At 66.3% G+C, this 24,948-nt stretch carries 22 protein-coding genes; 9 read left to right on the top strand and 13 right to left on the bottom strand.

Annotated features, from left to right (window positions below; translation table 11 throughout):
• The first annotated feature begins 278 nt into the window (after positions 1-278).
• The 4 genes from OG874_RS05060 to OG874_RS05045 are packed head-to-tail and all read left to right on the top strand — an operon-like array spanning position 279 to position 3,007.
• Positions 279-569: a DUF427 domain-containing protein gene (locus OG874_RS05060; protein ID WP_330253960.1), complete on the top strand. Its 291-nt coding sequence runs from the start codon at positions 279-281 to the stop codon at positions 567-569.
• 54 nt (positions 570-623) lie between these two features.
• On the top strand, positions 624-1,391 hold the full coding sequence (locus tag OG874_RS05055; RefSeq protein WP_330253959.1) for an alpha/beta hydrolase: 768 nt from the start codon (positions 624-626) through the stop codon (positions 1,389-1,391).
• 25 nt (positions 1,392-1,416) lie between these two features.
• Positions 1,417-1,935, top strand: a complete 519-nt coding sequence (locus tag OG874_RS05050) for a PspA/IM30 family protein (RefSeq protein WP_330253958.1) — start codon at positions 1,417-1,419, stop codon at positions 1,933-1,935.
• A gap of 43 nt (positions 1,936-1,978) precedes the next feature.
• Positions 1,979-3,007 (top strand): hypothetical protein, encoded by a 1,029-nt coding sequence (locus OG874_RS05045; protein ID WP_330253957.1) that lies wholly within the window; start codon positions 1,979-1,981, stop codon positions 3,005-3,007.
• 31 nt (positions 3,008-3,038) lie between these two features.
• Here OG874_RS05045 and OG874_RS05040 read toward each other — a convergent pair whose 3' ends face one another.
• The 6 genes from OG874_RS05040 to OG874_RS05015 form a co-directional block, all read right to left on the bottom strand.
• Positions 3,039-3,812, bottom strand: coding sequence for an ESX secretion-associated protein EspG (locus OG874_RS05040; protein WP_330253956.1), 774 nt, complete (start codon positions 3,810-3,812; stop codon positions 3,039-3,041).
• A gap of 14 nt (positions 3,813-3,826) precedes the next feature.
• Complete coding sequence (locus tag OG874_RS05035; RefSeq protein ID WP_330253955.1) at positions 3,827-5,101, bottom strand: hypothetical protein; 1,275 nt, start codon at positions 5,099-5,101, stop codon at positions 3,827-3,829.
• A 1,228-nt stretch (positions 5,102-6,329) separates the two neighbouring features.
• On the bottom strand, positions 6,330-8,864 hold the full coding sequence (pheT, locus tag OG874_RS05030) for a phenylalanine--tRNA ligase subunit beta (protein WP_330253954.1): 2,535 nt from the start codon (positions 8,862-8,864) through the stop codon (positions 6,330-6,332).
• Positions 8,865-8,910: 46 nt separating this feature from the next.
• The gene (gene pheS, locus OG874_RS05025) at positions 8,911-9,969 is read right to left on the bottom strand and encodes a phenylalanine--tRNA ligase subunit alpha (protein WP_330253953.1); all 1,059 of its coding nucleotides are present in this window, start codon (positions 9,967-9,969) and stop codon (positions 8,911-8,913) included.
• 180 nt (positions 9,970-10,149) lie between these two features.
• Positions 10,150-10,545, bottom strand: coding sequence for a hypothetical protein (locus OG874_RS05020; protein WP_330253952.1), 396 nt, complete (start codon positions 10,543-10,545; stop codon positions 10,150-10,152).
• A gap of 498 nt (positions 10,546-11,043) precedes the next feature.
• A complete protein-coding gene (locus OG874_RS05015; RefSeq protein ID WP_330253951.1) occupies positions 11,044-12,468 on the bottom strand; it encodes an MFS transporter in 1,425 nt (474 codons plus the stop codon).
• 63 nt (positions 12,469-12,531) lie between these two features.
• Between OG874_RS05015 and OG874_RS05010 the strand changes: the two genes are divergently transcribed.
• Positions 12,532-13,152 (top strand): TetR/AcrR family transcriptional regulator, encoded by a 621-nt coding sequence (locus OG874_RS05010; protein ID WP_330253950.1) that lies wholly within the window; start codon positions 12,532-12,534, stop codon positions 13,150-13,152.
• A gap of 111 nt (positions 13,153-13,263) precedes the next feature.
• Here the strand turns inward: OG874_RS05010 and OG874_RS05005 are convergent, their stop codons facing one another.
• From OG874_RS05005 to infC, 4 genes are all read right to left on the bottom strand, one after another.
• A complete protein-coding gene (locus OG874_RS05005; RefSeq protein ID WP_330257181.1) occupies positions 13,264-14,061 on the bottom strand; it encodes a TrmH family RNA methyltransferase in 798 nt (265 codons plus the stop codon).
• Between the two features lie 33 nt (positions 14,062-14,094).
• On the bottom strand, positions 14,095-14,475 hold the full coding sequence (rplT, locus tag OG874_RS05000; protein WP_040689024.1) for a 50S ribosomal protein L20: 381 nt from the start codon (positions 14,473-14,475) through the stop codon (positions 14,095-14,097).
• 129 nt (positions 14,476-14,604) lie between these two features.
• Positions 14,605-14,799 (bottom strand): 50S ribosomal protein L35, encoded by a 195-nt coding sequence (rpmI, locus tag OG874_RS04995; protein ID WP_040689021.1) that lies wholly within the window; start codon positions 14,797-14,799, stop codon positions 14,605-14,607.
• Positions 14,800-14,858: 59 nt separating this feature from the next.
• Positions 14,859-15,575: a translation initiation factor IF-3 gene (gene infC, locus OG874_RS04990; protein ID WP_330257180.1), complete on the bottom strand. Its 717-nt coding sequence runs from the start codon at positions 15,573-15,575 to the stop codon at positions 14,859-14,861.
• A 334-nt stretch (positions 15,576-15,909) separates the two neighbouring features.
• On the opposite strand from infC, the gene OG874_RS04985 reads away from it, so the two are divergent.
• The 4 genes from OG874_RS04985 to OG874_RS04970 all read left to right on the top strand — a co-directional run bounded on the left by OG874_RS04985 (position 15,910) and on the right by OG874_RS04970 (position 19,389).
• Positions 15,910-16,251, top strand: coding sequence for a DUF1844 domain-containing protein (locus tag OG874_RS04985; protein WP_330253949.1), 342 nt, complete (start codon positions 15,910-15,912; stop codon positions 16,249-16,251).
• A gap of 66 nt (positions 16,252-16,317) precedes the next feature.
• Positions 16,318-16,932, top strand: a complete 615-nt coding sequence (locus OG874_RS04980; RefSeq protein WP_330253948.1) for a TetR/AcrR family transcriptional regulator — start codon at positions 16,318-16,320, stop codon at positions 16,930-16,932.
• A gap of 42 nt (positions 16,933-16,974) precedes the next feature.
• The gene (locus tag OG874_RS04975; RefSeq protein ID WP_330253947.1) at positions 16,975-18,516 is read left to right on the top strand and encodes an FAD-dependent monooxygenase; all 1,542 of its coding nucleotides are present in this window, start codon (positions 16,975-16,977) and stop codon (positions 18,514-18,516) included.
• Positions 18,517-18,681: 165 nt separating this feature from the next.
• The gene (locus OG874_RS04970; RefSeq protein WP_330253946.1) at positions 18,682-19,389 is read left to right on the top strand and encodes an alpha/beta fold hydrolase; all 708 of its coding nucleotides are present in this window, start codon (positions 18,682-18,684) and stop codon (positions 19,387-19,389) included.
• Positions 19,390-19,459: 70 nt separating this feature from the next.
• Here the strand turns inward: OG874_RS04970 and uvrA are convergent, their stop codons facing one another.
• The 3 genes from uvrA to OG874_RS04955 all read right to left on the bottom strand — a co-directional run bounded on the left by uvrA (position 19,460) and on the right by OG874_RS04955 (position 24,911).
• A complete protein-coding gene (uvrA, locus tag OG874_RS04965) occupies positions 19,460-22,495 on the bottom strand; it encodes an excinuclease ABC subunit UvrA (RefSeq protein ID WP_330253945.1) in 3,036 nt (1,011 codons plus the stop codon).
• Positions 22,496-22,611: 116 nt separating this feature from the next.
• A complete protein-coding gene (locus tag OG874_RS04960; protein WP_330253944.1) occupies positions 22,612-24,711 on the bottom strand; it encodes an amylo-alpha-1,6-glucosidase in 2,100 nt (699 codons plus the stop codon).
• Positions 24,708-24,911 carry a hypothetical protein gene (locus OG874_RS04955; RefSeq protein ID WP_330253943.1) on the bottom strand — a complete coding sequence of 68 codons (204 nt, stop codon included), beginning with the start codon at positions 24,909-24,911 and terminating at the stop codon, positions 24,708-24,710. Before OG874_RS04955 ends, OG874_RS04960 begins: the two co-directional genes overlap by 4 nt.
• Positions 24,912-24,948: the final 37 nt, after the last annotated feature.

Here is a 24,948-nt window from a genome sequence, read left to right as displayed (position 1 = left end):
GCATCCGAGCGCCCCAGTGGTGCGCGGCGCCGCCTTGTCGGCCGCCGCGCACCTTTTGCGCGCCGTGCCGTGCCGTGCGCGGCGTGACGTGCCGTGCGCGGCGTGACGTGCCGTGCGCGGCGTGACGTGCCGTGCGCGGCGTGACGGGCGGTGCGCGGCGTGACGGAGGACGGGTGAGAGGCACTGGGTGGAGGGGGAATACGGCGGGTGTGGGTTGGGTTACACATCATAGCCGTGGTCTGTGTGCGGCGGAATCCATTGCGACGGTGGGAGTTTCGATGAGCGTGCGAGCAGTGTGGAACGGCAAGGTGTTGGCCGAGAGCGATGACACCGTGGTGGTCGAGGGCAATCATTACTTTCCGGCGGGGTCACTGAATACGGAGTTCTTCCGGGACAGCGATACGCATACCGTCTGCGGCTGGAAGGGGCTCGCGTCCTATTACACGGTCGAGATCGAGGGCGCGAAGAATCCGGATGCCGCGTGGTATTACCCGGATCCGAAGCCGGAAGCCGAGCAGGTGCGTGATCGCGTCGCCTTCTGGAAGGGCGTGGACGTCGTCGAGGCGTAACTCGCCCGGGGAGTCGGCGCGCAGAAGTGGCGGGCACCGAGTAAGAACGATGGCATGCGACATCCGGCTAGCCCGATCCTCAATGCGCTGACCTTCATGCCGGATCGGCAGATCCTGCAGACGCCGTCGATCCTCGGGATGGACTACACCGAGCTGTCCATCCCGACAACCGACGGCGAGACGCTGCACGCCTGGTGGCTGCCCGCCGAACGCTCGATCGGGCACATCCTTTTCGCGCACGGCAATGCGGGCAATATCGGCGACCGGGTGCCGATCTACGCGCTACTCACCCAAATCGGTTTGGACGTACTCACTTTCGACTATCGCGGCTACGGCCGCAGCACCGGGCGACCCACCGAGCACGGCACTTACCTCGACGCCCACGCCGCTCGACGGGTGCTGCTCGACCAGCCGGGCGTCGACCCGGATCGGCTGCTTTACCTGGGGAAATCGCTCGGCGGCGGCGTACTGGTCGAGTTGGCCACCGAGCACCCGCCCGCCGGACTGCTGCTGATGTCCACCTTCACCGGCCTGCGCGACGCGGCCCGATCGGTGTATCCATTCCTGCCCAGCCCGCTCGTCCCGGACGCCTATCCGAGCCTGCGCCGCATTCGCAAACTGCGCGCACCCATCCTGATCATGCACGGCGATCAGGACGAACTACTGCCGCTGCGCCATGCCGAACGCCTGTACACGGCCGCACCCGAACCGAAACGACTGGTGGTCTTTCCCGGCGCAGGTCACAACGATCTGATCATGTCGTCGGGAGTCTCCTGGATCGATGTGATCCGCTCGTGGGCCGGTGATCTGCTCTCGACCTGATGGCACTCGTGCGTAGCCTGGCGCTATGAGTGATTTGGGTGAGATCACCGCGCAGCTCGCGGCACTGTCCGATGACGAACTGCTGGCGGTGCTCGGCACGGCCACCGCAGGGCGACCTCGGCTCGCCTGGGTGCACACCGCGGCCGTCGAGGCCGCCGGCCTCGGTCATGCGGGCTCCGATACGACTGTGAGTCCCCCCACTCCAGCGCCGCAGACGCATGATCAGGAATCCGATGCCGCGACATCCGGGCAGGTCGGAGGCATTTCTTCGGTACCCGCGGTACCGGTATCGCCGATCGGCATTCCGTCCGGACCCGAGGTGGGCGGATATTCCTCCGGCGGCGTACCTACTTTCGAGTCAGTTCGCGATAAGGTCGAGCAGCGCTTCGGCACCGCGCAGGGGATGGGCGAACTCGACCGGCAGACCCCGGCGGGCCGCAGCGCCGACGAACAATGGGAGGCGCGCGAGAAAGCCGCGCGCGAGCGTCTGGAACAGATACGGAAATCGTTGCGCGGCAACGATGTCGAATCGAACGATCCGTAAGCTGACCGAACGCCACGGACTACGAATGTGATGGTGGAATTCGATGAGCGAGCCGCGTGCGATCGCTGAACGGCTACTCGATGCCCAAGTGGAATTCCTGCTGGCCGAGGTGAGCGGCGACCGCTTTGCCGAGGTCGTCGCCAGGGATGTGGAATCGGTGATCGGGGTGGCCGACACCCTCATCTTCCGCGACGTCGTCGGTATCGACCAGGCCAAGGAGACGGTCCGCACCGTCATCGACCTGATCGGCGGCAGCCCGGTCATCGCGGATATGGTCGGGGTATTCGCCGACTCGATCTACGACAATATCGCCGAGAACAACGACTACACCCTCGGCCAGGTGGTCGACCGTGAACCGGTCGAGGCGCTGCTGGAGAAGATCTTCGGCATGCATCAGGCGCAGGAGCGCATCCTGGAGCGGCTCACCGAGAGCCCGCTGGTCGCCACCGTCGCCTCGAAGTTCGTGGACAAGCTCATCTCCGATTTCATGGACGCGAACAAGCAGATCGCGGGCAAGATTCCGGGCGTCTCATCGCTGATCTCCATGGGACAGTCGGCGGCCAAGACGGCCAAGAAGGCCACCGAGAGCACCTTCATCGGCGATATGGCGGGCAAGGGTGCGGTATTCGCGCTCAAGCGCACCAACAACGCCATTCGGGAGATGCTGCGCGACGCTCCGGTGCACGATGCGGCGATGGAGTTCTGGGATCTGCACGCCGATGAGCCGGTAAGCGGTCTGCGTGACTACCTGAGCCAGAAGGATCTCAACGAACTGGTACTGCTCTGCTATGAGATCGCGGTCACCACCAGGGAAAAGGAGTACTTCGGGCTGCTCGTCGAGGAGTGTGTGGATGTCTTCTTCACCAAGTACGGCGATTACACACTGGCCGCGATGCTGCCGGAACTCGGTCTGTCCGGCGACGATATCGCCAAGGAGATCCTGCGCTACGGTCCCGCGGTGATCGAGGGCGCCAAGCGCAATGGTGTGCTGGGCAAGCTGATTCGCGAGCGGCTGGAGCCGTTCTACACCTCGGATGTGGTGCTCGGGATTCTGGGCGAGGTCAAGGGCTGAGTCCGGTATTCCCCGCGTCCAGTGGAACGCCTCAGCGTGCCATGTGATCGCTGTTTCGGACGTCTTCGACTGTGCGGCCGATCATTTCGCGCAGCGTGGCGGTGATGCGCTGGCGATCGGTCGGCTTCACGATCACGGTGCGACTACCGAAACTGACATAGCGGCCGTCGTTTTCGAAATCGGTGATCTGGAAGTCCTTGCGGCCCTTGGTATGCCGATTGTCCACACTGCCGAGTGGGTACACCCCGACGTGCACGGTGGCGGTCGTCGGCCGACGGAAGAACTTGTCGAACTCCTCGCGCACCGTGGGACGCCACGCGTCACGCACCACCGGCGGCGGCTTCTCCAACTCCTCGATCGGGACCTGCATCGGTTTACCTTGTCCCACAGGGCATTCCGGCAATACATCGACCACCGCGGGGACCAGATCATCGGCCGATAGGAACAGCAGGTCGACCGCCCCGCCGTGCTCGTGATCGAGACCGGGCTCCTGGATCGCCAGCGCGCCGTGCTGGAAATGCACGCCACCGTGCGCGCGGATCTTCCGCTCGTTGCGCGGACCGTGGAATCCGGCCACCTCCACCCGCGCCTCCGGTGCCAGCAGTACCTCGACGGCCCGCACCAGATCCTCGTCCAGTTGCGGCACCACCACCTCGGCCGCGGCCCGGCGCAGCCGGTCCGAATCTTCCTGGAAGACCTCGGTGGAGCGATGTCGCAGCGGATACGGGAGCACATCCCGTCCGGTCGACTCCCAGAGCACTCGGAATTCGAGCGCGGTGAAACGCCACCGCCGCGCGGTTGTCATGCGGTCTTCCTATCTCACTCGCCGATGACCGGCGGGACCGTCTTCGGCGCATTGTCGAGCCCGATGAGCTCTTCGCCGTTCAGCTGGTTGATCAAGTAATCGGGGATGCCCTTGGTGGACTCGTTCTCGTCCTTGCCGCCGCGGCTGCCGGGTGAGCCCATGCCGGACATCCCGCTGCGGCCCGTGGTCGCGGCGGTGGTTGTGGCCGCCGCGGCGGCGGCAGCGGTGCCGGTGGGTGTGCCGGTGACGGTTCGGCCCGGGGACTGGTTGGTCGCACCGGGTGTACCGCCCGAGCTGCCCGAACCCGGCGAACCCGTGCTGGTCGGCGTTGTCGTCGACGACGGGGTGGTCGCGCTGGTGTCCGGCGTTGTCGGCTCGGTGCCGGTGGTCGTCGAGGGTGTCGTCGAATCATCCGTCGACTGAGTATTCGACGGATCGGTGGACGGAGTCTCCTCGGTGCTCTTCGGCTCCTGCTTTTCCGTCGGCTGGCTGCCGCCCGGCGTGACACCGGGGCTGCCGCCGCCAGGACTGATCCCCGGCCCCCCGGTGGGAGTTTCGCCCGGCTTCGACGTGGGGTTATCGGGTTTGGGGATGACCGGGACGTTGGTGTCGGTCTCCTCGATGACCGGCGCGTAAACGGTGCGCAACACACGGACCGCCTCGGCATGTGCGGTGCTCTCGGCCTCGTCGTTATCGCGCCAGCCGCGGCCCGCGACCCAGTGCCGGGCATTCTCGACATTCGAGCGGAGGTCGGGAGCGTGCGGCACCAACGCCTTGGTCGGTTCCAAACCGGTCGCAAGTTCGGCGACCTTGCTGCCGGTCAGTTTGGCGGCATTGGCGAGCTGCACCGCCTGGGTGCTGTAATCCCCGACGGCCTTGGCGACGGCATCGCGCGACGCACCCTTCCAGATGCTTTCATCGGTCGCGCGTTTCATCGCGTCGTTGAAGGTGTTCAACGAGGTCTCGGCGCGTTTGCCGATCTCATTCCATGCGGTCGCGAGGTTGCCGACGGCGGTGATGTCGATCTTGTCGACCTTCTCGCGCAGCTGTGCGGTCGTCGGCGTATCGAAGTCGTCGCGGCCCTTCACCGAACGCGGTCGGTAGTCGCCGTGGAAGCCGATGCCGTTGGCGGTGCTGCGGACACCATCGCGCTGCTGGTTGTATTTGTTCTGCACGGCGGCCGGATCGACACCCGGCTGACGTTCCTCACCCGCGATCCAGTCGGTGAGACTTCCGAGCATCGCGGAGCCGAGATCGCCTGCGCTCCAGTCGAACATGCCGAATCCCATGGGTCAACCACCCATCGATTGCAGCATCAACTTCACTCGGTCCGCCATCCCCACCCTCTCGACCGTCCGGAGGTCCTTACCATATCAAACGGTATCCCAGACTGCCGCGCGTCGAATCGTCCCACCGCTGGGCGCTAGGTGAGCAAACGGCCCGGTGTCGATGTTCGAAGTCGTGTGCGCTGATGTTCGAAGTCGGCGGCAATCGGGCCGGGTCTGGTACATGCCCGGCCTGCTGCGAATGGCATGGGAACGCGGGGGAGCATCTCCGCGATCGCTGGTTCGGGGAGGTCGGGCAACTCGCACCTCGTCGTCCATCGCGGACCGGCGAAGTTCGAAACGACGACTTTGGTCCCTGGTCGGCTCCGGTAGCCGATAGTAAGCTGAGGGAGGTCCTTTCCCAGCACTGCGAAAAGGACTCCGCTTCGGTCGAGGCATAGGTGCCGGAGCTGCCAGGTCGGCGTATCCGCGACAGGGCCTGGCGCCGGATCAATTCGTGACAGGATCTGGTCCGGCAATCTCTCAGCGTGGCCACAGTTCGCCACGCATCGCAACCATGACAATTCGGTCGGGGTCGAAAACGAGGCGCGTCACGGGCCGCATCCGAGGGTCGGCGAATCGCTCGGCAGCAGTGGACACATCCTGCCGGACAACACATCGCACCGACACACTCATCCGCAGCTCGGCGGCAATCAGCCCAACCGCAATCAGCGAATACGGGCTGGCTCACTCGACGCGCGTCGACCGAGCTACGTCGATTGAGGTAGAGAACATGTCCCACACAATGATCAAGATCGTAGCCGCAACCGCCATTGCCTTGCCCCTGGGCGCTATCGCAGCCCCGGCGGCTTCGGCCAGTCCGGTTCCGGCGGCGTCTGCAGTTTCGACATCGACTGCGGTCACGCCGGCCGGGGGATCGGTGGCCATATGCTTCCCCCTCGGCAGTGTGGTCTGGTGCATCTGACACCACCGGCTGAGAAAACCCGCCGGTAGGTCGGAGCTAACGGCACTTCGGGATCCCCACGCCCTGGCTACTTGCGCTGGGGATGCCGCCGGACTCACCAGACACGACATATCGAACGAACCCCGCAACGATGCCGTGCCGAACAGCGGCGCTCCACGACTTCGAACATCGACACCCTTGCTCGGCGTGCTCACGCAGTGATGCCCTGAGCCACAACACAAATCGGCCCCGGACGGCCCATACCGCCCGGGGCCCGATGTCAGCCGACTACCCGCGCAGTACCGCGCCGACCGCGTCCGCGGCCGCCGCGACCGCCGAGTCACGGGCGGTGCTCGCCTCGTCCTCGGTCAGCGTCCGATCGGTCGCACGGAACCGCAGCGCATAAGTGAGCGACTTGCGTCCCTCGCCTGCCTGCGCACCCTCGTACACATCGAACAGCGCGATATCTTCGAGCAGTGCACCGCCGCCGGTGCGCAGCGCCGACTCCACCGATGCGGCCGCCACGGTCTCGGGCACACTCACCGACACGTCCTGCAATACCGCCGGGAACGGCGAAACCACCGGAACCGGCCGAGATTCGCGCAACGGCAGCGCATCGAGATCGAGTTCGACAGCGCAGGTGCGCGGCGGCAGACCGGCCCGCTCCAGCACCGCGGGATGCAATTCCCCCGCGTGCCCGATGACCGCGCCATCGACCACCAGCTCGGCGCAGCGCCCCGGATGCCACGGCAGGTAGGCCGCGGACCGGCGCTCGATCGTCACGCCCGCCGCGTCGGCGACGGCATCGGCCAACGCGAACGCATCCGCGGCTTCCGCCGTACGCCCGGCACCCCATGGACCACGCGGTTCCCGCCGCCCGGTGAGCACGGCACCGACGTGCACCGGCTGCGCGGGCAGCGAATCGAGCAACTCCTCGATCTGCGCATCGGTCGGTCGGCGATCCACCGGCAGTGCGTCGATGGCGCGCACGTTCGGACCGGGCAGCACCACCTGCGCGATCCCGAATACCGCGAGATCGCGCGCACCACGAGAGATATTGCGCGCGGCCACTTCGAACAGCCCGGGCAGCAGCGTGGTCGCCAATTCCGGACGCTCGGCGTCAAGCGGGTTCAGCACCCTGGTGGTGTTGCGCCGCGCGTCATCGGCATCCAGCCCCCAGGTGTCGAACACCCCGTTCGGCAGGAACACCGGCGGCGGCACCTCGACACATCCGGCGAAGGCCAGCGCCCGGCTCACCGCGCGACGGCGGCGCTGCGTGGCGGTCAGGCCACGTCCGGCCGGCGCGGTCGGAATGATGGACGGGATCTGCTCGAGCCCCTCCAGCCGCAGCACTTCTTCGACGAGGTCCGCGGGCTGGGCCAGATCCGGTCGCCAGCTCGGCGGGGTGACCACCAGCTGTCCGTGACCGGTGACCTCGTCGACGCCGACCTCGACCGTGCAACCGATCTGCGCGAGACGACGCGCCGAGGTACCGGTCGGGTAGATCACGCCGGCCACCCGATCGGCGAGATCGATATCGATTCGGATCGGCGGCGCGGCCTGTACCAGCACCCGAATGTCGGTCAGCGCGGATTCCACAGTGCCACCGGCGATTTCGGCAAGTAGCGTGGCGGCACGATCGAGCGCGACGACATTGATCTCGGGATCGACGACCCGCTCATAGCGCTTACCGGCTTCGGAGACCAGCTTGTGTCTGCGCGCGGTGCGATAGACCAGCAGCGGGTTCCAGGTGGCGGCCTCGAGCACGATATCGGTCGACTCCGCGCCGACTTCCGTTGTCGCGCCACCCATTACACCCGCGAGCGAGATGACGCCGGAATCATCGGCGATCACCACATCCTCGGCGTCGAGGGTCCGCTCGACCTCGTCGAGGGTGCGCAGCGTCTCGCCCTTATTGGCAGTGCGCACGACGAGACCGCCGTTGACCTTGGCCGCGTCGAAGGCGTGTAGCGGCTGGCCGAGCTCGAGCATCACATAGTTGGTGACGTCGACCGCGGGCGAGATCGGGCGCACGCCCGAAAGCAGCAGCCGGCGCTGCAACCACCAGGGGCTCACCGCATTCGGGTCGATACCGGTGACCCGGCGGACCGCGAAACGGGTGCACTTGGACTCGGGGACGAGCCGGACCGACCACGCGTCCGGCTCTTCGTTGGGCCGAGTCCGCACCGCCGGATCGGCGTATTCGAGATCGAATCCGCACGCCAGCTCGCGGGCCAGACCGCGGGCCGAGAAGCAGTAGCCGCGGTCCGGGGTGATATTCAGCTCGATGACCGTATCGTCGAGTCCGAGCAGCTCATTGGCGTCGGTGCCGGGTTCGGCGGTGCCCGGCTCGAGCACCAGGATGCCCGAATGATCCTTACCGATACCGAGTTCGGCGACCGAGCAGATCATGCCGTTGGAGATATGCCCGTAGGTCTTGCGCGAGGCGATCTGGAACCCACCGGGCAGCACGCCACCCGGCAGCACCACGACCACCAGATCGCCGACGGCGAAGTTCGTTGCGCCGCAGACGATTTCCTGCAACTCCGCAGTGTCTGATCCCCCGTCGCTTCGCTCGCCCCGACCGACATCGACCTTGCAGAATCTGATCGGCTTCTTGAACTCGGTCAGCTCGGTAATCTCGGCGACCCGCCCGACCACCAGCGGCTTGTCGATATCACCGGCCACCCGCTCGAGCTTGTCGACCTCTTCGACCTCCAAACCGACACGGACGAACCCGGCGTCGAGCTCCTCCGGCGTCACCGACCACTCGGGGGTGGTCCGGCGGATGATGTCCGTCAACCAGGACTGCGCTACTCGCACTTGACGTTTCGCTCTCTCGATCGAAGGTTCGTTGGAATCGACAAGCTCAGGACCGGATTCCGAAGGGCAGCGTGAAGCGCACGTCACCCTCCACGATGTCCCGCATGTCCGGGATGCCGTTGCGGAACTGCAGCGTCCGCTCCAACCCCATGCCGAACGCGAACCCGCTGTACGCCTCGGGATCGATCCCGCTGGCGATCAGCACCTTCGGGTTCACCATGCCGCAACCGCCCCATTCGACCCAGCCCGCGCCGCCCTTCTTGTCCGGGAACCACACGTCGACCTCGGCCGATGGCTCGGTGAACGGAAAGTAGTTGGGGCGCATGCGAGTCCGCGTATCCGGCCCGAACAGCGCGCGCGCGAACGCGTCCAGCGTGCCGCGCAGATGTGCCATGGTGAGGCCCTTGTCCACCGCCAGCCCCTCCACCTGGGAGAAGACCGGGGTATGGGTGGCGTCGAGCTCATCGGTGCGGAATGTGCGCCCGGGGCACACCACATAGATGGGCAGGTCGCGCTCGAGCAGGGAGCGCACCTGGACCGGGGAGGTGTGCGTGCGCAGCACCTGCCGCGACCCCTCCGGCGCGATGTGGAAGGTGTCCTGCATCGTGCGGGCCGGATGGTCGGGCAGGAAGTTCAGCGCGTCGAAGTTGAAGTGTTCGGTCTCGACCTCGGGCCCCTCGGCGACCTCCCAGCCCATCGCGACGAAGACGTCGGCGATCTGCTCGGAGATGACCGTAATCGGATGCCGGGCACCGACCGCGGCCCGGCGCGCGGGTAGCGTCACATCGATCGTCTCGGCGACCAGCACGGCGGCATCGCGCTCGGCGAGCAGCACCGCGCGCCGGGCCTCGAAGGCCTCCGACACCCGGGCCCGCGCGACATTCACCCGCTTGCCCGCATCCGCCTTCTCCGACTTCGGCAGGCTGCCCAGCGCGCGCTGCGCCAAGGCAAGCGCCGCCTTACCGCCGAGATGCTCGGTCTTCGCGACCGCGAGCGCATCCAGATCGGCGGCCGCCGCAAACGCCTTCTCGGCCTCCGCCGCGGCAGCGGCCAATGCCTCCTCGGTCAGCGCTGCGTTCTCGACTCCATCGTTGTCGTCGGCCACGATCGTTCGTTTCTCCCCTGGGGATCGGTTCGCGGGTCCGCGTAGTTGCCTACCCACATTGCTGCTGGTCGAATCGTATTCGATGCACGCGGTGCGATTCACGCGGATTACCGCTGTGTCGCTTGCCGGGCGTGTGCTAGCGCGCCGTCGTGCGGTTACGCGCAGGCCACAGCGACTCCGTCAGAACCAGAACGGCCCGAGCCAGCGCTGGGCGGACGGAACGAACAGCAGGCCGACCACGACACCCGCGACCGCACCGATCGCGACCCCGTAGACCCTGTCAGCGGACGAGAAGAGCAACCCGAATGCCGCCAGGAGCAGGGGCAATTGGATGATGATCGCGATCGCCCGCCACAGTCCCCACTTCCAGCCGACAAAGAGCGCGGCACCGGCGACGAAGACCACGAGACCGAGCAGCGCGAACCAGACGATCGGAATATCGATGCTCGAATCGCGGCCGACCGCAATCGCCGCCATGGCCACCAACCCAGCGCCTTCCACCGCGACCAGTCCGCCCGCCACCCGCAACGCCACGGGCACGCGCCCACGCACCACCTCACCGTCGGGGCCAGTCACGCAGCGATTCTAACCACAGCACTCGCTATCACCGCAGGTCACTGGATTCGCAACACGTCCGACGTCGGGCACACCACTCGTACTCGATCGGCTACAACGATCGCAACCTGGCAGCAGCGTGTATACCGCGATGACGGAAGAGCCATCCGAGACCGAGACGCGGGGAGGGACGCACCGCCGATCAGTCACGGCGGGAGACCGGCCGCGCACGCACCGGCGCGGAAAGTGCATCCGCACGCGGCCAGCGAACCTGAGGCGGGCCGGTCGCGAGCGGCGATGATCGCGATGGGCAGCGGCACGTCCGCATGCCTATGACCGGCCACACGGGAAGTGCTCGTCCGAGCCGATCAATTCGAGGTGGGGCGGTTGCCCTGCGCTGAGGTGATCAGACCGGGCAGCAGCCGTGATATCGGCGCACCAACCATCACGACGCGTGACCAGCGCGCGGAAACGCGCTCGCCCCCGACCATCGGCCCGAGGCGAGCGCGCAGTTGCCGATCAGTGCGCGGCGTCGATCCGGCTGGGCAGCAGCCGGGTAACCACCGCGCCTACCGCGACGATCGCCGCGCCGACCCACACAGCGGGAACCAGACCGTCGACGAAGCTCTGCGGGTCCGTGTAGGAGCCGTGTGAGGCGAAGACCGAAGCCAGTATCGCGACACCCATCGCGACACCCACCTCACGGATGGTGCTGTTGGTGCCCGAGGCCATTGCCCGATCCTCTGGACTCGCACTGGCCATCACGACTGTGGAGCCGGGTGCGAACGTCAGGCCCATGCCGATACCGCCGAGCAGGAACGGCCCGACGAAGGCACCGTAGCTCGCATCGACCGATGTGATCGCCGCCATCCACCCCAGCGCCACCGCCAGCAGCGCCTGACCAGTCGTCAGCAGCGTCCGTGCACCGACCCGGTCGACGATCAGACCGGCGAGCGGAGCGACCACCATCGGCGCCATCGTCCACGGCATGGTGCGGATACCGGACTGCAGTGGGCCGTAGCCCTGGACGACCTGAAAGTACTGCGCCAGCAGGAAGATCGAGCCGAAGACGCCGACCGAGAAGGTGAAGCCGGTCGTATTGCTCACCCGGAAGGCGCGGGAGCGGAACAGCCGCAGCGGCAGCATCGGATCAGCCGTACGCAACTCCCAGGCGATCAGCGAACCGAGCAGTACCGCTCCGCCGAGCAGCGCGGACAGCACCCCGGTCGAGGTCCAGCCGTCGTCGGCGCCATGGATCACGCCCCACACCACCGCGAGTACACCACCCGCGGACAGCGCCAGCCCGAGCGGATCCAGCCGCTTGGCCCGCCCGTGTGATTCGGTCAGCGTCCGGGCCGCGAACGGCAGCACCAGCAGACCGATCGGCACGTTGATCCAGAAGATCCACTGCCAGCTCAGCCCCTCGACGACCGCACCGCCGATCAGCGGGCCGAGCGCGACGCCGAGTCCGGAGATTCCGCCCCAGATGCCGATGGCGGCGCTGCGCATCTTCTCCGGGACCGCGGACGACAGCAGGGTCAGCGACAGCGGCATCACCGCGGCCGCGCCGAATCCTTGCACCGCTCTGGCGGCGATCAGCATCCACGGTTCGGCGGCCAGTGCGCAGGCGGCCGAGGCCAGGGTGAACAGCGCGATACCGGACAGGAAGATCCGGCGGCGGCCGAGCCGGTCGCCGATGGAGGTGGCGGTGAGCAGCAGCGATGCGAACGACAGCGTGTAGGCGTTGACGAACCACTGCAGGTCGGCCAGCGACGCGCCGAGTTCGGTGCGAATCACTGGCAAAGCGTTGGTCACCACCAAGTTGTCCAGCGTGACCATGAACATCGGGAGGCCGACGGCGGCGAGTACGGCGGCGAATCGGCGTCCACCCATCCGCTGTTCGACCAGGACCGACGGAGCGGCGGTTTCGAGTATCTCGGACATATCCAGCCTTTGTTGTAATCGACTGATAACTAACTGCCCGAAGAGTATGCATCGACTGATAACATGTCAATGGCAAGCGACCAGCCGATGAAGTGGAGCACGATGGCGAGTTCACCCCGAACCCGAATGACCGCCACCGAACGCAGCGAGGAGGTGCTGTGCGCGGCCGTCGCCGCCTTCGCCGAATCCGGTTACGCCGCAACGAAAACCGATGAGATCGCGCGCCGCGCCGGCGTATCCCAGCCGTACGTGATCCGCCTCTTCGGCACCAAGCAACAGCTGTTCCTCGACGCCACCCATCAAGTCTGCGACCGCATCGAGGACATCTTCCGCGCGGCCGCCGCCGAAGGCATCACACCCGACTCGACGCCGGACGAAAAGATGCGCGCACTGGGTGCGGGCTACCAAAAGTTCCTCAACGAACGCGAACTACTCCTGGTGCTGCTGCACTCCTTCGCCGCGTCCTCCGATCCGGCCATCGGCCCGGACGTCCGCAAGCGCTTCGGCGGCATCTATCGCGTGGTCCAAGAGCTCACCGGCGCATCGCCCGAAGAGATGCGCCGCTTCCTCGGCAGCGGCATGCTGCTCACCGTCATGACCGCCATGGGCGTGGCCGGCCCCGATGCGATCCAGGCCCCCTGGGCCCAAGACCTCCTCGAAAACCTCCGCACCCACGGCGACTGACCCGACCCGCCGGGCGTCTCCAGCGCTGGCGCATATCCGGTGCCCTCCGCACAGCGGGTGCACCTTCTGCGCGGCGCTCAGTAGAGTGCGCGACCCCGACTTGGTCCGGATCTACTTCGCAAAGCGAACACGAGAGTTCGCATAAAGGCAGATCGACGCCGCGGTAGCCAGGTTCAAGCTTTCGGCGCGGCCGCGGATCGGAATCCGTATGCGATGGTCCGCGCGGTCCGCAACGGCCGGATCCAACCCGTGTGCCTCGTTGCCGAACAGCCAGGCAACGGGTCCGGCGAACAAGCCGTCGGCATCATCGAGGTCGACCTCGCCGTCAGCAGCAGTGGCCAGGATCGTAATACCCACAGCCGCAATGGCATCCAGAGTTTCGGCGACATCCCGACTTCGTGCGATCGGCACATGGAACAGACTGCCCGCACTCGCTCGCACACACTTTCCGTTGTGCGGATCGACGGTCTCCCCCGCCAGCACCACCCCATCGACGCCAACAGCGTCCGCAACCCGAATCAGCGTGCCCGCATTACCGGGTTCGGCGATCTCGACCGGCACGGCCAGCATCCGCGGCCCCGCCCCGAGCACCTCGTCGAGCGGCACATCGATCAACTCACACACCGCGACAAGTCCAGGGGCGGTGACGGTTTCACCGAGGTGCTGCGCGGCCCGGTCGCTCACCAGCGTGGCCCGCACCCCCATGCCGACGGCCGAGGCGACCAACTCGTGCTCGCGCACCGCGGCACCGGTCGAATAGAACAGCTCCCGCACCCGCCCCGTATCCAGCGCCGCCGCAACCGAATTCGCCCCCTCGGCGAGGAACAGTCCGTTCTTGCGGCGGGCTACGGAACGATGAAGCTTGACAGCGGAAACGACCCGCGGATTGCGCTCGGAGAGCGGATCCACGGGTCGTTCCGAAAGATTGGTCAACTACCGGACTCAGGCGGCCGGGGCGTTGACGTCCTGCGGCAGGGCGGCCTTCGCGACGGCGACCAGACCGGCGAACGCCTCGGCGTCGGAAACCGCGAGCTCGGCGAGGATCTTGCGGTCCACCTCGACACCGGCGGCCTTCAGGCCCTGGATGAAGCGGTTGTAGGTGATGTCGTTGAGGCGCGCCGCGGCGTTGATGCGGGCGATCCACAGCTTGCGGAAGTCACCCTTGCGCGCCCGGCGGTCGCGGTAGGCGTAGGTGAGCGAGTGCAGCTGCTGTTCCTTGGCCTTGCGGTACAGCCGCGAGCGCTGGCCGCGGTAGCCCTTGGAGGCCTCGAGAACGGAACGGCGCTTCTTCTGAGCGTTGACGGCCCTCTTGACGCGTGCCATGGGTCAGTCCTTTGTCGATCTAGGGGGCGCATGCGTGGCGCCCGGATGTTTGTCGGTGGTCGGCGTCCGGAATCCCGGTCGCGCGGGGCTGGCCTTTTCGAGCGACCCAATCAGTGGTCGCCGGCGGTCTCAGAGACCGAGGAGGCGCTTGACGCGAGGGACGTCTACGGACGCGACGGCCTCCGTGCCGTCTAGACGACGAGTCCGGCGAGTGGACTTGTGCTCGAGCAGGTGGCGACGGTTCGCCTGCTGACGCAGCAGCTTGCCACGGCCCGAAACCTTGAATCGCTTCGAGGCGCCGCTGTGGCTCTTCATCTTCGGCATGGATTCCTCTATCTGTCTCGTACCGGTGGTCCTCGCGGACCACCGGTTTCTGATCGGTATTACTGCGGGTCGGCCGGCGCAGCCTGCTCGGCGGCCGGTGCTGGCGCGGCCGGTGCGGGAGCGGTCGGTGCTGGCGCGGCCGGTGCGGGAGCGGCAGGCGCTTCGGTGGCGGTGGGACGCGGTGCCCGCGACTCCTCCTGCGCCTTCACCCGCGTCTTCGCACCCTTATGCGGCGCGAGGACCATGGTCATATTGCGACCGTCCTGCTTGGCGGAGGTCTCGACGAAACCCAACTCGGCGACGTCGGAGGCCAGACGCTGCAGCAGCCGGAAGCCCAACTCGGGGCGCGACTGCTCACGACCGCGGAACATGATCGTCACCTTGACCTTCGAGCCGGCCTCGAGGAAGCGGACAACGTTGCGCTTCTTGGTCTCGTAGTCGTGGTCGTCGATCTTGGGACGGAGCTTCTGCTCCTTGATCACGGTCTGCACCTGGTTCTTGCGAGACTCGCGCGCCTTCTGCGCCGTCTCGTACTTGAACTTGCCGTAGTCCATGATCTTGCAGACCGGTGGACGGGCATCCGGCGCGACCTCGACCAAGTCGAGATCCGCCTCGAGGGCGACGCGTAATGCATCTTCAACACGCACGATCCCAACCTGTTCACCACCCGGTCCGATGAGCCGGACCTCGGGAACTCGGATGCGATCGTTGATGCGGGTCTCAGTGCTGATGGGGCCTCCTAGGTCAAGCGGTGTCGTCTGACGACCGCACGCAATAACGGCAACCCCTTTTCAACACAAAGACCCCGGTGCAGTATTCCGCAACGGGGCCCGAGTCGACCGGCCTTCGCGCACGAGCGAACTCGCGGCGACCTTGTCCGCGATCCCCTGAGAGATCCCCGCACAAGAAACCCGCCCCGGAAGGGCGGATGACCGGACCGTTTAACCAGTACGATTGCTCGTCGGCAACGGTGGGAGTCGGGCTCCACTTATCAGCCCCGAGCAAGCCCGGGGCGGTCGTCAGCGGAAAGTCTAACATTCCCACTCGCTATCGCCGAATCGCCCCGCCCCGGCGACCGCGCCCGCCCACTACGATGCCATCCTCGTTGACATGAGTGAGTCCGACGCGACCGACGTCCGCGAGCTGGCCGATATCCCCGCGGTCGAGGTGATCAGCCGCGCCGCGATGATGCTGATGAGCGCGGCGGCCGAGAAGCTCGGACTCGCCGACGAGGATCCGGACAACAGCCCGCGTCGCGATCTGGATGAGGCCCGTCGCCTGATCACCGCGCTCGCGGGTCTGATCACGTCGTCCATCGAGTACTTCGGCCCGCATGCCGGTCCGTACCGCGACGGTCTGCAGTCGCTGCAGCGCGCGTTCCGCGAATCGTCGGCCCATCCGGATGAGCCGGGCAAGGGTCCGGGCGAGAAGTACACCGGTCCGGTCTACTGAATCTTCACAAATTTTGCCCACCGGGAAATATTGCCCGGTGGGCATTTTTCTGCTTAAACTAGTGGTATGCCGGACGAACAGCTGGGCCTGCGGGAGCGCAAGAAGCTCGACACGCGCAAAGCATTGAGCGATGCCGCGCTGGAGCTGGCGTTCGAGCGCGGCCTCGCGAACGTCACCAGGGACGACATCGCCGCCCGCGCGGGCGTATCCGTGCGCACCTTCAACAACTACTTCACCGGTAAGCACGAGGCACTGGTCTACCGGCAGATCGAGCGGGTCAAGCGCAGCCTCGCGATACTGCGCGACCGACCCGCCGACGAACCGTTGTGGACCTCGATCCGCATGGCCGTCGTCGAACCGCTGGAGGCCGACGGCGCCGGACTCGCACCGCCGCGGCCGGAACAACTCGCGATGATCCGTGACCTGCTGGACGCGCCGGAGACGCGAATCGCGTTGTCCAGGGGCATATTCGACGACTGGGCCGAAGTGATCGCCGAACGCACCGGCACCGATCCGGTGCACGACCTGTACCCACGCCTGGTCGCCGGGGTGCTCGGCGCCATCTATCAGTCCACGACCGAAACCTATACCCACGCGGATCCGCCGGTGCTGATCACCACACTCCTGCGGCAGGCCATAGATGGCGTGGCCGCCGGACTCCCGGCACCCGCGACCGACTGACACTCCACAAATCACACAATGAAATAAAGGGGTCTATTCGTCATGCCCGAAAACTCTGTCGACATCATCATTTCCGGCGCCGGGCCGAACGGTCTCATGCTCGCCTGCGAACTCGCGCTGGCCGGGGTGCATCCGATCGTGCTCGAGAAACTCAGCGAACCCAGTGCCGAGCCGAAGGCGAACGGCCTTGTCGGCCAGGTGATTCGGTTCCTCGATATGCGAGGTCTGTATCACGAATTCGGCGGCGCGCCCGGCGCGCCGCAAGCCGTGCCCGGCTATGCGTTCAGCGGCATCCCGATGTCCTTCGCGCAACTGCGGGACAATCCGATGTACATACTGATGCTCCCCCAGCCGAAGTTGGTGCGCCTGTTGGAGAAGCGGGCGGTCGAGCTGGGGGTGGAGATCCGGTGGGGGCATGAGCTGACCGAGCTGGTGCAGCGCGATGGCGGCGTCACGGTGTCGGTAACCGGTCCCGACGGCGACTACGACATCGACACGACCTTCCTGATCGGGGCGGACGGCGGCAAGAGCGTGGTTCGCAAGCGCGCTGGAATCGACTTTCCCGGAAGCACATTCGAGGACAAGATCACCCGGATTGCGCACGTGAGCCTGCCGGAGGAGCTGCGCACCGCGGACGGTGGCGTCGAGATTCCCGGCGTCGGCCGACTTCCGTTCGGGCACAATCGCTTCGAACGCGGGGTCTTCGTCTTCGCCGAACTCGAACCCGGCCGACCGATTATCGCCACCACCGAATTCGACACCGAACCCGCGTCGGCGGATGTGGCGATGACGGTGGCGGAATTGCGCGACAGCGTGCGGCGGGTGCTCGGCGTGGACGTACCGATCCAACCACCACATGGTCCGGGCCCACATGCGCTGCGCCGGACCATCGGCCAGAACACCCGGCAGGCCGAACGCTATCGTGACGGCGCCGTATTCCTCGTCGGCGATGCCGCACACGTGCACTCCGCGATGGGCGGTCCCGGCCTCAATCTGGGCATACAGGACGTGGCCAATCTCGGCTGGAAACTCGCCGCGCACGTGAACGGTTGGGGGCCAACGGGATTGCTCGACACATACCAGTCCGAGCGCTACCCGGTCGGCGAGCGCGTCATGATGCACTCGCTGTCCCAACTCGCCCTGATGTCCCCCGGCCCGGAGATCACCGCCCTGCGCAAACTCTTCACCGAACTACTCGAAACCCCGGCCAACGCCGCCCATATCGCCCACCTGCTCGCCGGCTCCGATCTCCACTACGACCTCGGCGACCCACACCCCCTGGCCGGACGCCTGGTCCCTGAACTCACCGTCGAAACCGAAGGCCGACAGGCGCGCGTCACCGAGCTGCTCCACCAGGCCCGGCCGGTGCTACTCGTACTCGCCGACGACAACGGCTTCGCCGACATCGCCGAGCCCTGGCGCGACCGGATCGACACGGTGATCGCGACCAGTCCCGAAGCCCCCGCCGACGCGCTCCTGATCCGGCCGGACGGGTATGTGGCCTGGGCGGGCGAGTCCGGTGACGATGCGGACCGACTGCGGGATGCACTGTCGCGTTGGTTCGGTGCGGCTCCGAACTCCTGACAGCCGCCCGCGACACGAGCAGTTGCTATCACGGAACAATGTCGCCGGGCAGATTTTAGTTCACAGTATGAACAACGAAATGCTTTGTGCGCGTGGATATCTGGATGACCGGACAGAATGCTGGGGATTTGCGGTTTCCGGGGTTCGGCATGCGATGCTCACGGAATGGCACGGATACTTCTGATTCCCGGATTCTGGCTCGGCGCGTGGGCATGGGACGACGTCGCGGATGATCTGCGCGGCCGGGGTGACGATGTGCTGGCACTGACGCTGCCCGGACTCGATCCGGCCGATGACGACCGGCTGGACGCGACCCTCGAGATGCAGGCGCAGGCCATTCTCGACGCCATCGCGCCGGACGAAGCGGTGGTGGTCGTCGCACACTCCGGCGGTGCGGCGGCCGCCTATCTTGCCACCGATATCGCCCCGGAGCGCTTCAGCCGGGGCGTTTATGTCGACGCCGCGCCGCTACCGAATGGCTTCATCCTCAATTCCGCACTCGACGCGACCGTTCGCGAACTCGCGCTGCCGGATTGGGACCAGTTGGAGGCCGACGGCAATAGCCTCACCGGACTGGACGAGGTGTCCCTCGCCCGGTTCCGCGAGCGTGCCGTTTCCGAACCCGCCGGAGTCGCCGCCGCTCCCCTGCGGCTGAGTGATTCCCCCGCGCGCCTGACCATCCCGACGACGGTGATCTGCAACAGCATTACCGCGGACCTGGTCAAACAACTCCGCGACGCGGGACAGGAACCGCTGTTCGCCGAGTTGGCCGAGATCGACGCCGAATACATCGATCTGCCCACCGGGCATTGGCCGATGTGGTCCAGGTACAAGGAGCTCGCCGAGCTGATCCACACCATCGCGAACCGCTGACACTTGTCCCGGCGTCACACCCGCTATAGCGGATAATCCGCCATAGCGGGTGTGTACGACCGGGGCGAGATCAGCGCAGGGCGGCGGCTTTTCGGGAAGCGCGCTTTGCCGCGGCGGGGTCGGGTGCGGCGATCTTGGTTGCTGTCGCCTTTGCGGCGGAGGAGTTGTTCGCCGCTGCTTTGGTGGCGACCTTCTTCGCGGGTGCCTTCTTCGCCGCCTTTTTGGCGGGAGCCTTCGGCTTGGTCGCCGCGGGTAGCGCCAGTACTTCCTTCAGGAACTGACCGGTGTAGCTCTCGCCAACGGTCGCAACATCTTCCGGAGCTCCCTCGGCTACCACCGTGCCACCGCCCGAGCCGCCCTCCGGGCCCATGTCAACCACCCAGTCGGAGGTCTTGATCACGTCCAGGTTGTGCTCGATGACGATGACCGTATTGCCCTTGTCGACCAACCCGTTGATCACCAGCAGCAACTTGCGGATGTCCTCGAAGTGCAGGCCGGTGGTCGGCTCGTCCAGGATGTAGACGGTTCGGCCGGTGGAACGCTTCTGCAGTTCGGCCGCCAGCTTCACGCGTTGCGCCTCACCGCCGGACAGTGTCGGCGCGCTCTGTCCGAGCCGCACATACCCGAGCCCGACGTCCACCAGTGTCTTCAGGTAGCGGTGGATCGAGGTGACCGGTTCGAAGAACTCGGCGGCCTCCTCGATCGACATATCCAGCACCTCGGCGATCGTCTTGCCCTTGTAGTGCACCTCGAGGGTCTCCCGGTTGTACCGGGCCCCGTGGCACACCTCGCACGGCACGTACACATCCGGCAGGAAGTTCATCTCGATCTTCAAGGTGCCGTCGCCGGAGCAGGCTTCGCAGCGACCGCCCTTGACGTTGAACGAGAATCGGCCCGGCTGATAGCCGCGCACCTTCGCCTCGGTGGTCGCCGCGAACAGCGTGCGGATCTTGTCGAACACGCCGGTATAGGTGGCCGGGTTCGAGCGTGGGGTGCGGCCGATCGGCGACTGATCCACCTGCACCAGCTTGTCCAGGTGATCGAGCCCGTTGATCCGCATATGCCGCCCCGGCACCTGCCGCGCACCGTTCAGCTTGTTCGCCAGCACGGTCGCGAGAATGTCGTTGACCAACGTGGACTTACCCGAACCCGAAACACCGGTGACCGCGGTGAGCACGCCGAGTGGGAAACTCACGTCGATATTGCGCAGGTTGTGCTCGTTCGCACCGACCACGGTGAGCTGACGCTTCTTGCTGATCGGTCGCCGCACCATCGGCACCTCGATCCGCTCGCGGCCCGAAAGATAGGCGCCGGTCAGCGAATTCGCATCGGTCAGCAGTTCCTGGTACGGACCGCTGTGCACCACCCGACCACCGTGCTCACCCGCCAGCGGACCGATATCGACCACCCAGTCCGAGGCCCGAATGGTGTCCTCGTCATGTTCGACCACGATCAGCGTATTGCCGAGATTGCGCAGCCGCGTGAGGGTTTCGATGAGCCGCCGGTTGTCCCGCTGATGCAGACCGATCGACGGTTCGTCGAGCACGTACAGCACCCCGACCAGTCCGGACCCGATCTGCGTCGCCAGCCGGATGCGCTGCGCCTCACCACCGGACAGGGTGGCCGCGGCCCGCGACAGGCTCAGATACTCCAGTCCGACATCCAACAGGAATCCGAGCCGCGCCTGCACTTCCTTCAGCACCTGCCCGGCAATGGCGGTCTCCCGCTCCCCCAGTGTCAAGGTATTCAGGAATGCCGAGCAATCACCGATCGACAATTCGCTCACATCGGCGATGGACTTCTTCTCACCGCCCGAGGCAATGGTGACGGCCAGAATTTCGGGACGCAGCCGAGCACCGCTGCAAACCGGGCACGGGACATCACGCATGTACCCGTCGTAGTGCTCCTTCATCTGCTCGGATTCGGTGTTCTCCATGCGCCGCTGCAGGAACGGCATCACGCCCTCGAAATCGGCGTAGTACGAACGCTTCCGGCCGTACCGGTTGGTGTAGGAGACGTGCACCTGATCCGAACTGCCCTCCAGCACCGCCTTGCGTGCCTTGGGCGGCAGGTCCTGCCACGGCGTATCCATGGAGAAGCCGATGGATTCGGCCAGACCCGACAGCAGCCGGGTGAAGTATTCGGCGGTCTGGCCCCGCGACCACGGCGCGATCGCACCGTCGGCCAGGCTCAGCTCCGGATCCGGCACCACCAGATCGGGATCGACCTCCTTGCGGATGCCGAGACCGGTGCAGTCCGGGCACGCACCGTAGGGCGAGTTGAACGAGAACGAACGCGGCTCGAGGTCCTCGATATCGAGGGGATGGCCGTTGGGGCAGGCCAGTCGTTCGGAGAAGCGGCGCTCGCGATCGTGGGCGTGCTCGTCGCGGTCGACGAAGTCCAGCACCACGATGCCGTCGGCCAACCGCAGCGCGGTCTCGATCGAATCGGTCAGGCGCTGTTTGGAACTCGGCTTCACCTGCAGCCGGTCCACCACGACCTCGACGTCGTGCTTCTCCTGCTTCTTCAGCTTCGGCGGATCGGTCAGCGGATACACCACGCCGTCGACCCGGACCCGGGAGTAGCCCTGGGTGTTCAACTGGTCGAACAGATCGACGAATTCGCCCTTGCGGGTACGCACCACCGGCGCGAGCACCTGGAACTTGATGCCCTCCGCCATGGCGAGCACCTGGTCCACGATCTGCTGCGGGCTCTGCTTGGCGATCAGCTCACCACAGACCGGGCAGTGCGGCGTACCGGCGCGCGCGTACAGCAGACGCAGGTAGTCGTAGACCTCGGTGATGGTGCCGACGGTCGAGCGAGGGTTGCGGTTGGTCGACTTCTGGTCGATCGAGACCGCGGGTGAGAGGCCCTCGATGAAGTCGACGTCGGGCTTGTCCATCTGACCGAGGAACTGGCGCGCATACGCCGACAGCGACTCCACATAGCGGCGCTGCCCCTCGGCGAAGATCGTGTCGAAGGCGAGGCTGGACTTGCCCGAACCGGACAGACCGGTGAACACGATGAGACTGTCGCGGGGCAGATCGAGGTCGATCCCCTTGAGATTGTGCTCCCGAGCTCCGCGCACAGTGAGGCGTTCCGCCACCAGGTGGTCCCTTCTCGATCGTGTCGGTCCAACAGACGTGATACCCCCAGCGCCATGCTAGGCCGACCCACCGACAAGTTTCCTCGCGCGCCGTGTCCACGGACCATCCGCCCAGGTCATTCCTCGGATCGACGCAACTTTCCAGACATTCCGCTCAGCTGCCAGCCCTCGCTGTCCACGGTGACCGTGAGCACATCCGAGCCGACCCGCAACCCGCTGACCCGCAGCGGCAGATACCGCTCCGGCACCGCGGGCGCGACCGAGGCCGACCCACTGCCCGGCTCCAGCCGCAACATACTCCGCGTGAACAGCAGCGGCGCCGCGGAGGCCCAGGCTTGCGGCGAGCACGAGGTCGGGTACGGCACCGGCGCGTCGAATTCCGCACGGTCGAAACCGCTGAACAGCTCCGGCAGCCGGTAACCGAATCGTCTCGACGCGTCGAGGACGCCATCGATGACGCGGGTGGCGTGCTCGGTGAACCCGTAACGCATCAACCCGGCGGCGCAGATGGCGTTGTCGTGCGGCCACACCGAGCCGTTGTGATAGCTGACCGGGTTGTACGCACCCATATTGCTCGCGAGCGTGCGGATCCCCCACCCGCTGAACATCTCCGGCGACAGCAGATGGTCCGCCACCCGCGCCGCCTTGTCGTCATCGACGATGCCGGTCCACAGACAGTGCCCGATATTCGAGGTCAACGCATCGATCGGCCGCTTGTACCGATCCAAACCGGTGGCGTACCAACCGCGCTCGGGCAACCAGAACGACTTGTTGAACGCGGCCTTCAACGCAGCCGCCTTGGCCCGGAACCGATCCGCGGTCTCGTGATCGTCCATGTCGAGCGCCAACGCGACCCGCGCCATATACGCCGCGTACACGTACCCCTGCACCTCGGCCAGCGCGATGGGCGCCTCGGGCAGTGTGCCGTCGGCGAAATTCACCCCGTCCCAGGAGTCCTTCCAGCCCTGATTCGCCAACCCGTGGTCGGCCGCGCGCTGATATTCGACGAACCCGTCGCCGTCCAGATCACCGAAATGCTCGATCCACTCCAGCGCCCGATCCGCATGCGGCAGCAGCCCGTCGCGCGTCTCGGCATCCAATCCCCACCGATGCAGCTCGCCCAGCAACATCACGAACAGCGGTGTGGCATCGGCGGTTCCGTAATACACGGTGTCACCACCGAGCAGCAACGTCGCCGCCCGTCCGAACCGCACCTCATGCGGGATCCGCCCCGGCTGCTCCTCGGTCGCCGCACGAATCTCGTTGCCCTGCAAGTCCGCCAGACTCTGCAGCGTGCCGACGGCCAGCCGCCGGTCCAGCGGCAGCACCATCCAGGAGGTGAGCAGCGAGTCCCGCCCGAACAGCGCCATGAACCACGGCGCGCCCGCCGCGACCACCGCCCGCTCGGGGTGACCTGGATCGAAGATCCGCAAGGCGCCGAGATCGACAACGGCGCGCTGCAATACCGCGGCGAGCGTCTCGTCGTCGGTGTGCACGGTCGGCGAATTCTGGTACCACTCGCGCAGCCGCCGCGCCGGTGCGCTGTGTGAGAGGGAACTCCCGCACAGATGCCGGGGCACCACCGGCACCGAGCCGAGCGTCGGCCGGTACTGAATGCACACCGACCAGTCACCGCGCCCGGGAAGATCCAGCTGCCACCGCAATTCGCGATCGATCGCGGTGGCTCCGGCGGCGGTCACGGTCAGCGCCAACGCCAGATCGGTCCGGCTGATCTCGATCCCGCCTGCCATCGCCATGCTGTTGGTGACCACCACCCCGTCGCCGATCCGCCCCTCCTTCACCTCGAACAGATCCGCGAAATCGGCGTCGATCTCCAGCGCGACCACACAGCTGATCGCCGCACCGGAGAGATTGCGCACCGTAAGGTCCTCGCGCATACCGTCGCCGACATGACGCCCCACGGTCACCAGCGCGGTGCTATCGGCTCGACCGGGCGGTGGCGGCGTCCTGGCCAGCAGTGTCGCGCTGTAGGGCTCCGCATACTGAACAGTGAGCGCCTGCGGCGCCAACCCGTCGACGGTCAGCCGCCACCGCGACAGCACCCTGGTATCGCGAACGAATAGTCCCTCCGGGCGATTCGGGCTGATGACGCCGCCGTCCTCGCTGATACAGAACGTCGACCCTTCGACCAGGGTCACCCCGGCGACTGCCCGGGGCGCACCCGGGTCGGCTCCGTCACCCCAGGGACTCGTCAAGCGACCGGCGTGGGCAGCATGGCCCGGCTCGTCCGCGCTCCGGTCGGAATGCATCGGTACAGCCGTTCGTGGTCGCGGCTCATGCGCAGCCGGTCGAACCGGCGCTGCGCGCGCGGTTCGGGATCGTCGGGGCACATCAGTGGACGCACGCGCTCATTGTAATGGCGCCATTGCTCCGGTTCGTGGATCTTGGTGATCACCACCAGTTTCCGGCGCGCCAACCTGGCCACCTGGACC

Origin of the sequence: Nocardia sp. NBC_00565, assembly GCF_036345915.1 — a bacterium.
Classification (GTDB): domain Bacteria; phylum Actinomycetota; class Actinomycetes; order Mycobacteriales; family Mycobacteriaceae; genus Nocardia.
The sequence above is the reverse complement of the archived record's forward strand: the minus strand, read 5'-3'. Positions and strand labels throughout refer to the sequence as shown.